General features: G+C 67.5%; 8 protein-coding genes. 6 read left to right on the plus strand and 2 right to left on the minus strand.

Translation table 11 applies throughout. The annotated features are described in order from the left end of the window. The first annotated feature begins 311 nt into the window (after nucleotides 1-311). The 4 genes from cls to RTO53_RS11705 all read left to right on the plus strand — a co-directional run bounded on the left by cls (nucleotide 312) and on the right by RTO53_RS11705 (nucleotide 6,238). A complete protein-coding gene (gene cls / locus RTO53_RS11690) occupies nucleotides 312-1,730 on the plus strand; it encodes a cardiolipin synthase (RefSeq protein WP_312237963.1) in 1,419 nt (472 codons plus the stop codon). A 25-nt stretch (nucleotides 1,731-1,755) separates the two neighbouring features. Further along, on the plus strand, nucleotides 1,756-3,156 hold the full coding sequence (locus RTO53_RS11695; protein WP_312237964.1) for an FAD/NAD(P)-binding protein: 1,401 nt from the start codon (nucleotides 1,756-1,758) through the stop codon (nucleotides 3,154-3,156). 84 nt (nucleotides 3,157-3,240) lie between these two features. After that, on the plus strand, nucleotides 3,241-5,433 hold the full coding sequence (gene uvrD, locus RTO53_RS11700; protein ID WP_312237943.1) for a DNA helicase II: 2,193 nt from the start codon (nucleotides 3,241-3,243) through the stop codon (nucleotides 5,431-5,433). A gap of 250 nt (nucleotides 5,434-5,683) precedes the next feature. After that, the gene (locus RTO53_RS11705) at nucleotides 5,684-6,238 is read left to right on the plus strand and encodes a hypothetical protein (protein ID WP_312237944.1); all 555 of its coding nucleotides are present in this window, start codon (nucleotides 5,684-5,686) and stop codon (nucleotides 6,236-6,238) included. A gap of 113 nt (nucleotides 6,239-6,351) precedes the next feature. Here the strand turns inward: RTO53_RS11705 and rtcR are convergent, their stop codons facing one another. After that, nucleotides 6,352-7,962 (minus strand): RNA repair transcriptional activator RtcR, encoded by a 1,611-nt coding sequence (rtcR, locus tag RTO53_RS11710; protein ID WP_312237945.1) that lies wholly within the window; start codon nucleotides 7,960-7,962, stop codon nucleotides 6,352-6,354. A gap of 305 nt (nucleotides 7,963-8,267) precedes the next feature. Here rtcR and RTO53_RS11715 point away from each other — a divergent pair, with 305 nt between their 5' ends. Both RTO53_RS11715 and rtcA read left to right on the plus strand, forming a co-directional pair. Continuing rightward, the gene (locus RTO53_RS11715; RefSeq protein WP_312237946.1) at nucleotides 8,268-9,488 is read left to right on the plus strand and encodes an RtcB family protein; all 1,221 of its coding nucleotides are present in this window, start codon (nucleotides 8,268-8,270) and stop codon (nucleotides 9,486-9,488) included. A 49-nt stretch (nucleotides 9,489-9,537) separates the two neighbouring features. Next, a complete protein-coding gene (gene rtcA, locus RTO53_RS11720; RefSeq protein WP_312237947.1) occupies nucleotides 9,538-10,554 on the plus strand; it encodes an RNA 3'-terminal phosphate cyclase in 1,017 nt (338 codons plus the stop codon). A 12-nt stretch (nucleotides 10,555-10,566) separates the two neighbouring features. On the opposite strand, the gene RTO53_RS11725 is transcribed toward rtcA, so the two are convergent. Next, on the minus strand, nucleotides 10,567-10,974 hold the full coding sequence (locus tag RTO53_RS11725; RefSeq protein WP_312237948.1) for a DUF6326 family protein: 408 nt from the start codon (nucleotides 10,972-10,974) through the stop codon (nucleotides 10,567-10,569). Nucleotides 10,975-11,022 lie beyond the last annotated feature (48 nt).

Raw genomic sequence — 11,022 nt, forward strand, 5'->3', positions numbered from 1 at the left:
GAGGCCGCCCTGCGGCCGGGGGACACTACGCCAGGGGCCTACCGGCTGCTGCGGGGCCCTCACGCTCGCGACAGAACCGAACGAAGACACCAGCCGATCCGCAGGCGCCACTCCCGGCCGCGCGCATATCGCGCGTGCCATCTGCTACGTGCCTCGAAACCCGATGCTGTCTTGCATTGGAAGAAGCTCTTTTTGATGGGAGCCGGATGGGGCGCCAGCCGAATTGACCAGGAGCCGGCCAGCGGCCGGCACTACCGGGTGCATACATCGGCCATGTCAGAATGCCTGCATACCTCCCGACGGGCGACGCGATGCTGTTCGAGTGGATGCTGGGCTCCTGGTTGTTGATGCTGGATTGGGTGATCCGGCTGGCCGCGCTGTTCTGGATACCCACCCGCACCACGCCCGGCGCAGCGCGCAGTTGGTTGCTGCTGGTCGGCTTCGTACCACTGCTCGGCTTGCCGCTGTACCTGCTGTTCGGCCATCCGTGGCTGTCACGCCAGCGCGTCCAGCGCCAGGCCGAAGCCTCCCAGGTGATCCGCGAAGAGCAGGCCCTGCAGCCCCCGCTGCGCTGGACCCCGGTGCCCGACACCGCCACCGCCGAGATCGTGCCGTTGATCGAGCGGCAGGGCGACTTCATGCCCATCCACGGCAACGCCGTGGACCTGCACAGCGACTACCACGCCTCCCTGCAGGCCTTGATCGAGGATATCGACCAGGCCCGCGAGCGCGTGCACCTGCTGTACTACCTGATGTTCGACGATGCGGTCGGCGAGGCGATCGTGCAGGCATTGCAGCGCGCCGCCGCGCGCGGCGTGCACTGCCGCCTGCTGCTGGATGCGGTGGGTGCCAAACGCGGCCTGCGCCATTATCGACGCCGCCTGCAGGCACTGGGCGTGGACGTGCGCGCGATGCTGCCCGGTGGCCTGCGCTGGCGCCGCAGCGGCCGCATGGACCTGCGCAACCACCGCAAGATCGCGGTGATCGACAACCGCGTCGGCTACATCGGCTCGCAGAACCTGGCCCAGCCCGAGTTCGTGCCGGGGTTTCCCAACAAGGAACTGGTAGCGCGCGTGCGCGGCCCCGGCGTGGCCCACCTGGAAGCGGTGTTCGCCAGCGACTGGTACATGGAAACCGGCCAGCGCCTGGACGTGATGACCGCCGTGCCGGTGTGCTCGGCCGACGTGGCTACCCAGCTGTTGCCCAGCGGCCCGGCCTATCCTTTCAGCAATGCGCGCGATGCGGTCAACGCGCTGATCCATCTGGCGCGACGACGGATCGTGCTGGTCACCCCGTACTTCGTGCCCGATGAGGCAACGCTCAGCGCGCTGCGCATTGCCGCGCTGTCCGGCGTGCAGGTGCAGCTGATCCTGTCGGCCAGCAGCAACCAGCGGCTCACCGCGTGGGCGCAGGAGGCCTACTATGACGAACTGCTGCGCTGCGGCGTGCGCATCGCGCTGTACGAGCCCTGTTTCCTGCATGCCAAGCACCTCACCGTGGACGAGGACATCGCGCTGGTCGGCTCGATCAACCTGGACATCCGTTCCTTCGCGCTCAATGCCGAGATCGGCATGCTCTGCTACGACACCGGCATCGTTGCCCAGCTGCTGCAGATCGAAAGCGACTATCTGCTGCAGTCGCGCCAGCTTGAGCTGGATACCTGGCGCCAGCGCCCGGCGTGGCGGCGCAGTCGCGAAGGCATCGCGCGCCTGGCCGATGCGTTGATGTGAGCGCGTCGCCAGCGTGCGCGCAGGCATCGCCTACAATGCCCGCATGAGCGCATCCGATTCCAACCGCCAGTGCGACCTAGCCATCGTCGGCGGCGGTGCGGCCGGCGTGCTGGTCGCGCTGCATGCCCTGCGCAGCGCGACCAGCGCGGTGCACATCGCCTTGTTCGAACCCGCCTCGACGCTGGCCCAGGGCATCGCCTACGCCACGCCCTGGCCGGAGCATCTGCTCAATGTGCCGGTCGGCAAGATGAGTGGCTTGCCCGAGCGGGCCGAGGACTTCCTCGATTACCTGCAGCAGGTCGATGCGTTTCCCGAACTGCCGCGCGAGGTCCTTGCGGCCGAGTATGTGCCGCGACGCTTCTATGCCGAGTACCTGCGGGCGAGGCTGGAACAGGCGCAGGCCAGCAGCCCAGCACGCCTGAGCGTGGTGCATGACGCGGTGATTGGCCTGCAGCCGGAATCAATCCCACAGCAACTTTCTCTGGCCGATGGCGAGCAGTGGCAGGCACGCCAGGTGGTGCTGGCCTGCGGCAACAGCATGCGCCCGTTGCCGGTGCCCGGCGCCGAAGCCTTGCCGCCGGGCAAGGTCGCGGACGCCTGGGATTACGACGGTGTGCGCCTGCTGGCCGGCGATGGCGACCTGGCCATCATCGGCTCGGGCCTGAGCATGGCCGACAGCGTGGTGGCACTGGCCAACGCCGGGCATCGCGGCCGCATCCACGTGCTGTCGCGTCACGCGCTGCTGCCGTTGGCGCACGCGCACGGTGGCGCGGCCACGTTCGACCCGCAGCCGTTGCTGGCCATGCCATTGCGACAGAAACTGCGCGTGCTGCGCGGCCACGCACGCGATGCGGTCGCGCAGGGCCTGCCGTGGCAGAGCGTGATGGACCGGATCCGTCCGCTGGGGCAGGCCCTGTGGTTGAGCCTGGAGGCAGCCGACCAGCGCCGTTTCCTGCGCCACGTGGTGCGCTACTGGGACGTACACCGCCATCGCATCGCCGAGCAGGTAGAGGCGCAGGTGCACGCGCTGGAACAGTCCGGGCAGCTGCAGCGGCATCGCGCGCGGCTGGACACGGTACTGGTGCTGGACGGCACCCTGCAGGTGCACGCGCATGGCGCCGATGGCGGCCTGGCGCCCCTGCAGGTGAGTGCCTTGATCAACGCCACCGGCGTGGAAACCCGCGCCACCGCGATGCGCAATCCCCTGGTCCAGCACCTGCTGGCCGATGGCCACGCTCGCCCCGGGCCGCACGGCCTGGGACTGGATACCTCGGTCGAGCACGGCCAGTTGCTGGATGCCAACGGCCAGCCGCATCCGGCGGTGCAGGTGGTCGGCAGCCTGCGCATCGGCACGCTGTGGGAAAGCCTGGCCATCCCCGAGCTGCGCGGGCAGGCGCAGCTGGCCGCGCGCGCCGCGCTGGGCTGAGCCCGGCAGGCGCCTCGCACAGGGCTCGCTGAATCGGTTGGACGCCAGTCCGACCGGATCGCCCCGCACGGGGTAAAATGCGCCATGGATGTCTCCCACTTGCTCGACGGGCTCAACCCCGCCCAGCGCGAAGCTGTGTCCGCCCCGCCCGGCCACCATCTGGTGCTTGCCGGTGCCGGTTCCGGCAAGACCCGCGTGCTTATCCACCGCATCGCCTGGCTGAATGAAGTCTGCGGCGTGCCCACCCATGGCATTTTTGCGGTGACCTTCACCAACAAGGCCGCCGGCGAGATGCGCCACCGCATCGACCTGCAGTTGCCGCAAGGCAGCCGCGGCGCGTGGATCGGCACCTTCCACGGGCTGGCCCACCGCCTGCTGCGCCTGCATTACCAGGATGCCAGGCTGCCCGACAGCTTCCAGGTGCTCGACTCGGATGACCAGCTGCGCCTGGTCAAACGCGTGGTGCAGCAGCTGGAGATCGACGACAGCAAGCACCCACCCAAGCAGATCGCCTGGTGGATCAACGAGCAGAAGGACGAAGGTCGTCGCCCGCAGCACATCCAGCCCGAGCCGCATGACGCGTGGCTGGAAACCATGCGCCAGGCCTACATCGCCTACCAGGAGCGCTGCGACCGTGCCGGCCTGGTCGACTTCGCCGAGCTGCTGCTGCGCGCGCATGAACTGCTGCGCGACAACCCGGCGCTGCTGGCGCACTACCGCTCGCGTTTCCGCGAAATCCTGGTGGACGAGTTCCAGGACACCAACGCCATCCAGTACGCCTTCGTGCGCGTGCTGGCCGGCGACAGCGGCCACGTGTTCGTGGTCGGCGACGATGACCAGGCCATCTACGGCTGGCGCGGCGCCAAGGTCGAGAACGTGCAGCGCTTCCTGAAGGATTTCCCCGGCGCGCAGACCGTGCGGCTGGAGCAGAACTACCGCTCCAGCGCCAACATCCTGGGCGCGGCCAACGCGGTGATCGCGCACAACCCGGACCGCATCGGCAAGGAACTGTGGACCGACAGCGGCGACGGCGATCCGATCGACCTGTACGCGGCCTACAACGAAATGGACGAAGCGCGTTACGTAGTCGAGCGCGCGCGCCAGTGGGTGCGCGACGGCGGCAGCTACGGCGATGCCGCGGTGCTCTACCGCAGCAACGCGCAGTCGCGCGCCTTCGAAGAAGCGCTGATCTCCGAACAGGTCCCGTACCGGGTGTACGGCGGCATGCGCTTCTTCGAGCGTGCCGAAATCAAGGACGCGCTCGCCTACCTGCGGCTGATGACCAACCGCAACGATGACGCCGCCTTCGAGCGTGCGGTCAACACGCCCACGCGCGGCATCGGCGACCGCACCCTGGATGAAGTGCGCCGGTTGGCGCGCGCCCACGCGATCTCGCTGTGGGAGGCCACCATGCTCACCACCCAGGGCAACGAACTGGCCGCGCGTGCGCGCAATGCACTGGCCGGGTTCCTGACCCTGGTCAACCAGCTGCACGGCGAAGCCGGCGAGATGACCCTGGCCGAACGCATCGACCACGTGCTGGTGCGCTCGGGCCTGCGCGAACATTGGTCCAAGGAAAGCCGCAACGCGCTGGATTCGGAATCGCGCGCGGACAACCTGGACGAGCTGGTCTCGGTGGCCTCGCGCTTCGTGCGCCGCGAAGACGACATCGAGGAGACCGGCGAGACCATGAGCGAGCTGGTCGCGTTCCTGTCCTATGCCTCCCTGGAGGCCGGCGAAGGCCAGGCCCAGGCGGGCGAGGAAGGCGTGCAGTTGATGACGCTGCATTCGGCCAAAGGCCTGGAGTTCCCGATCGTGTTCCTGGCCGGCATGGAAGACGGCCTGTTCCCGAGCGCCCGCTCGCTGGAAGAGAGCGGCCGTCTGGAAGAAGAGCGTCGCCTGGCCTACGTGGGCATCACCCGCGCGCGCCAGAAGCTGGTGCTCAGCTACGCCGAGTCGCGGCGCATCCACGGCCAGGAAAACTACAACGTGCCCTCGCGCTTCCTGCGCGAGATCCCGCGCGAGCTGCTCAACGAAGTGCGGCCCAAGGTGCAGGTCTCGCGCACGGCCTCGCTCGGCGCCAACCGGGTGATGGGCCACGCCGCGCTGGAAGCGCCGCCGCTCAAGCTGGGTGCGATGGTCAACCATCCCAAGTTCGGCGAAGGCATGGTCACCGACTACGAAGGCAACGGGCAGCACGCGCGCGTGCAGGTCGAGTTCGCCGACGCCGGCAGCAAGTGGCTGGTGATGGCGTACGCCAACCTGACCGTGATTTGAGGGTGGCGCGCCACGGATGACGCGCCACGTCCTCTTCATCTGCAGCCAGAACCGCCTGCGCAGCCCGACGGCCGAGCAGGTGTTCGCCGATTGGCCGGGCATCGAGACCGCATCGGCCGGGCGGTAGAGCCGAGCCATGCTCGGCTGCGTAACAGGCAGCGCAGGCCGGACGTCCTGATGGCACCGCGTACAGCAGCCGAGCATGGCTCGGCTCTACAATGGTCGGTATCCCGTTGGCGCAGGCTGCCCCATGACCGATTCTCCGTTGCACATTACCGTCAAGTTGAACGCGAAGCTCCAGCCGGAGCACCGCCACGAACTGTTCGAGGATCCGCTCGACGCGCTGCTGGAAAATGCCGGCCTGGGTCAGCTCACCGGCGGCGGCACCGCGTTGTCCGATGACGGTGAAGTGGAGTACGGGGATATCGAGATCGCGCTGAACGATCCGGCTTCGCTGCCGGCGGTGATCGAACTGCTGGAACAGCTGGGTGCGCCGAAGGGCTCGGTGATCCAGCGCGCAGGTGAGCCCGACCAGCCGTTCGGTGTCACTGAGGGCCTGGCCCTGTACTTGAACGGCACCGACCTGCCGGACGAGGTGTATGAGCAGTGCGACTCGAATTACGTGTTCGAGCAGATCGTCGAGCGTATCGAAGGCGTGGGCGAGATCTGCAGCTGGTGGCAGGGGCCGACGGAAACCGCGCTGTACCTCTACGGGGTGTCGTTCGAGACGCTGCGTGAGCGCATCGCCGAACTGGTCGCTACCTATCCGCTGTGCCAAGGCGCGCGCGTGGTGAAGATCGCCTGATCCCCACGAAGCCATGCCGGGTCTGCGGGTAGCCGACCAACGGTCGGCGCTACGGTGTGCCGGATCCGCGTAGAGCCGACCGTTGGTCGGCTGCCGTTCGAGTGCCCCAACGCTTACGCCGTACCGACGAACCGCGCCGCCGCACGCACCTGCTCCCAGTCCAGGCCGAACTTCGCCAGGTACTTGCGCAGACGGTCGGCATCATTGGTGCTGGCGCGCTGCGCACGCGAGACCGCGAACAGTTCGCGCCCCGCGGCCGACAGCGATGCCGAACGGACGCAGACGCGCACCACGTCCTCAAGCTGCACCCGGTCGAACCGGTCCAGTTCGGCGGCTGCCTCGCCCAGCAACGCATCCAGCGATGACGGTTCCGTGCCGCCGTGCCACTGCGCACGCAGCCGGGCGATTTCTTCCTCCACGCCATCAGCCTGGATGCGCCCGGCCTTGGCCAGCGTGGCCAGCCGCATCAGCGAGGCGCCCAGATCGCGGAAGTTGCCGCGCCATGCCGCTTCTGCACTGGTGGCGAACGCCAGATAACGCGTGCGTGCCTCCACGTTGAAGCGCACCCGTTCGTGCTGTTCGCGCGACCAGCGCTCCAGTTCGAACTCCAGGTTGGGTTCGATGTCCTCGCTGCGCTGTGCCAACCCGGGCAGCCGATAGGTCCACAGGTTGAGCCGGGCCAGCAGGTCCTCGCGGAAGCGACCCTGGCGCACCGCCTCGTGCAGGTCGCGGTTGGTGCCAGCGATCAGCTGGAAGTCGCTCTCCACTTCGCGGTCGCTGCCAACCGGCAGGAAGCGCTTCTCCTCCAGTGCACGCAGCAGCATCGCCTGTTCGTCCTGGCCCAGTTCGCCGATTTCATCCAGGAACAGCAGGCCTTTGTCGGCCGAGCGCAGCAGCCCGGCACGGTCGCTGGAGGCGCCGGTGTAAGCGCCCTTGGTGTGCCCGAACAGCGTGCTCATCGCACCATCGCCGCGCAGCGTGGCGCAGTTCACCTCGACGAAACGGCCTGGCAGCTGGTGCTTGAGCTTCTTCAGCTCGAACACACGCTTGGCCAACTGACTCTTGCCGGCGCCGGTAGGGCCCATCAGCAGCATCGGCGCGCGCGAGCGCGTGGCGACTGTTTCGATCTGTTCGATCATCCGGTTGAACGCTGCATTGCGGGTGGCGATGCCGCCCTTGAGCAGGTCGCGGTCCTGCAACTGCTGCTGGGCGAAGCGCTGGGCGATGTGGTCGTAGCGCGACAGGTCGAGGTCGATCACGGCATACGTGCCCGGATCGCCCACGGCCTGCTTGCGCGGCGGCGAGGTCTGCAGCAGCCGCCCGGGGAAATGTCGGCTCTCGGTCAGCAGGAACCAGCAGATCTGACTGACGTGGGTGCCAGTGGTGATGTGCAGGTAGTAATCCTCCTCGTCGGGCTGGAATGGATAGCCGGCAAGGAAGTCATGCAGGCATGCATATACCCCTTCGAACTCCCACGGATCGGCCATGTAGGTGTCATGCACGCGTACGACGGTTTCCGGTGCGGTCAGTGCCAGGTCCTCGCACACCAGCGTGGCCAGCGCGCCGAAGCGGCGCTGGTCGGCCAGCAGTTCGATGCGGTCGAACAGAAAATCCTCGTGCATGCCCAGCGCCACGCTGGGACGCCACTTCTGCCACCGGCCCGGGCCCGTGCCAGCGTCGAGCTGGATGCCGAGCATGCCGAAGACTACCTGTCGCTTGGTCATATCCATATCTATAAAAGGCGAGCGGGAAATATATACAAAACATAAATCGAGCGCATGCACATAGGGCTTCTGCTTGCCGAATGTCATTTTAAAACAATGAGATAAGACGACCCTTGGAAAGTTGGCACGGCGATTGCTCTATCACCGGCAGGACGCGATGCGGGACGGCCACCGGCCCCATCGCCGCAGAGGGGCACGCCGCACGGACGCGGCAAGGGCAGTGCCCGGCTGGCAATGGGGCCAGCCGGGCCGGACCCGGAAAACGCACCGTCTGCATCCCCTGGCATTCGAACAAGGAAACGAACATGAGCAACAACTACGACGTAATCCAGGAGAAGGGCGCCGCCCCGATCAAGCTGTGGACCCGTGGCGTGCCGCTGGAAGACGCCGCGCGCGAGCAGCTGCAGAACATCGCGCGCCTGCCTTTCATCCATCGCGGGATCGCGGTGATGCCCGACGTGCACCTGGGCAAGGGTGCAACGATCGGCTCGGTGGTGCCGACCATCGGCGCGATCATTCCCGCCGCGGTCGGCGTGGATATCGGCTGCGGCATGATCGCCACCCGCACCACGCTCACCGCCAGCGACCTGCCCGACAACCTGTCGGCGGTGCGCAGCGCGATTGAACGCGCCGTACCGCACGGGCGCACGATGGGCCGTGGCCGCGACAAGGGCAGCTGGGATACGCCGCCGGAGCTGGCGATCGAGGGTTGGTCGCAGCTCATGGATGACTTCGCACTGATCTGCGAGCGCCACCCCAAGCTGAAGAACACCAACAACCTCAAGCACCTGGGCACGCTGGGCACCGGCAACCACTTCGTCGAGATCTGCCTGGACCAGGAGCAGCGCGTGTGGTTCATGCTGCACTCCGGTTCGCGTGGCGTGGGCAATGCGATCGGCACCTACTTCATCGAACTGGCCAAGCAGGAAATGCGCCGCTGGATGATCAACCTGCCCGACCAGGACTTGGCGTACCTGCCCGAGGGCAGCGTGCACTATGGCGATTACGTGTTCGCGGTGGACTGGGCGCAGCGTTTCGCGCGGATGAACCGCGAGATCATGATGCGCAATGTCGTGGCCGCGGTGCGTACGGTGATCAGCAAGCCGTTCGAGGCGCAGGCCGAGGCCGTCAACTGCCACCACAACTATGTGAGTCGCGAGCACCACTTCGGCAAGGATGTGATGGTGACGCGCAAGGGCGCGGTGAGTGCACGCAAGGGCGAGCTGGGCATCATTCCCGGCAGCATGGGCGCCAAGAGTTTCATCGTGCGCGGGCTGGGCAACGAGGACAGCTACAACAGCTGCAGCCACGGTGCCGGCCGCGTCATGAGCCGCACCCAGGCACGCAAGCTGATCAGTGTCGACGACCACGCCAAGGCCACCGCGCACGTGGAATGCCGCAAGGACGCCGAGGTGGTCGATGAGTCGCCGGCCGCCTACAAGTCGATCGAGGCGGTGATGGAGGCCCAGCGCGACCTGGTCGAGATCATGCACACGCTGCGTCAGGTGGTGTGCGTCAAGGGTTAGCAACAGCGCGCGCGGCGTACACTGCGCCGCGCGCTGGAGGAGTAGACACATGGACATGATCGAATTGGACGGCAGCCTCGGTGGCGGCCAGCTGCTGCGCTCGGCGCTGACCTTGAGCCTGTGCACGGGCATCGGCTTCAGCATTCACGACATCCGTGCGCAGCGCCGTCGTCCGGGGCTGATGCGCCAGCACCTCACTGCGGTCAACGCCGCCGCAAGGGTGGGCAACGCCTGCACGCACGGTGCGCAGCTGGGGGCCACCGCGCTGCGCTTCGAGCCTGGTCCGGTGCAGGCCGGCGACTACCAGTTCGCCACCGGCAGCGCCGGTTCGGCCACGCTGGTACTGCAGACGGTGCTGCCGGCGCTGTGGCAGGCCGCTGCGCCATCGCGGCTGCGGCTGGAGGGCGGCACCCACAACCCACTCGCACCCAGTGCCGACTTCATCGCCGATGCCTATCTGCCGGCGCTGGCGAAGATGGGCGTGCAGGCCACGCTGGAGTTGCAGCAGCACGGCTTCCATCCGGCCGGCGGCGGCGTGCTGGAGGTTGCCGTTGCGCCGTGCGCGACGCTGCAGCACTGCAGCTTCGACAGCCGCGGTGCGCTGGCGTCGATCGAGGCCAAGGTGCTGATGTCCGGCCTGCCCAGCGCGATCGGCCTGCGCGAGTTGCAGGTATTGGCGCAGAAGCTGGGCGTCGACCCGCATCCGCGCCATGTACACGCGGTGCGTCCGGCGCTGGGCCCGGGCAACGTGGCGCTGGTGCATGTGCGCCACGCCGAGCATGTCGACGTGTTCAGCGGGCATGGCGAGCGCGGCGTGTCGGCCGAACAGGTCGGTGCGCGGCTGGCCGGGCAGGTGCAGCATTACCTGCAGGGCAGCGGCTGCGTCGGCGAGCATCTGTCCGATCAGCTGCTGCTGCCGATGGCGCTGGCCGGCGGCGGCAGCTTAACCACCGGCAGGATCAGCGATCACCTGGCCAGCAATGCACGGCTGATCGAGAAGTTCCTGCCGGTCGAGTTCGACTGGCAGCCGCATGACGGCGGCTGGCGGGTGACGGTCAGCCGCTGAGGCCGCGCACCTTCAGCCGCGCGGCCAGCGCCAGGCCACCACCACGGTAGCCAGCGACAGCCCGATCTCGATCACGCCCAGGGTGATGTAGAACCACCAGGCACCGGGCAGGGTGAGCAGCATGATCGCGGTGTAGCACAGCCCGAGCAGGATGTTCAGCCAGCGCGCCAGCCGCGCCGGTGCCACCAGCGACAGCAGCACCATCAGCGCGGGGATGGCCAGCATCAACGCGGTGCCGACCAGGGTGCCTTCGCTGACCGGACCGACCGGGCCCTCGCCATTGATCATTCCCTGCAGCTTGCCGGGCACGTACAGGCCGAAGTAGTCCCCGTAGATGTAGCAGAACATCAGCGCGGTCCACAGCGCCGACAGTTTGAAGCGTACCGGGATGGGTGCGTCGTGGAGGGCAGGGCGGGTCATGGTGGTTCTCGTCGAGGAAAGGGGTCAGCGCGGGAGCGCGCGGTCGGC

The sequence above is a fragment of the Stenotrophomonas sp. genome, from assembly GCF_031995405.1.
Lineage (GTDB): Bacteria > Pseudomonadota > Gammaproteobacteria > Xanthomonadales > Xanthomonadaceae > Stenotrophomonas.

Excerpts from the sequence above, each read along its gene's own strand:
- cls (WP_312237963.1), top strand. The coding sequence starts at position 312 with ATGCTGTTCGAGTGGATGCTGGGCTCCTGGTTGTTGATGCTGGATTGG.
- uvrD (WP_312237943.1), top strand. The coding sequence starts at position 3,241 with ATGGATGTCTCCCACTTGCTCGACGGGCTCAACCCCGCCCAGCGCGAA.
- RTO53_RS11705 (WP_312237944.1), top strand. The coding sequence starts at position 5,684 with ATGACCGATTCTCCGTTGCACATTACCGTCAAGTTGAACGCGAAGCTC.
- rtcR (WP_312237945.1), bottom strand. The coding sequence starts at position 7,962 with ATGACCAAGCGACAGGTAGTCTTCGGCATGCTCGGCATCCAGCTCGAC.
- RTO53_RS11715 (WP_312237946.1), top strand. The coding sequence starts at position 8,268 with ATGAGCAACAACTACGACGTAATCCAGGAGAAGGGCGCCGCCCCGATC.
- rtcA (WP_312237947.1), top strand. The coding sequence starts at position 9,538 with ATGGACATGATCGAATTGGACGGCAGCCTCGGTGGCGGCCAGCTGCTG.
- RTO53_RS11725 (WP_312237948.1), bottom strand. The coding sequence starts at position 10,974 with ATGACCCGCCCTGCCCTCCACGACGCACCCATCCCGGTACGCTTCAAA.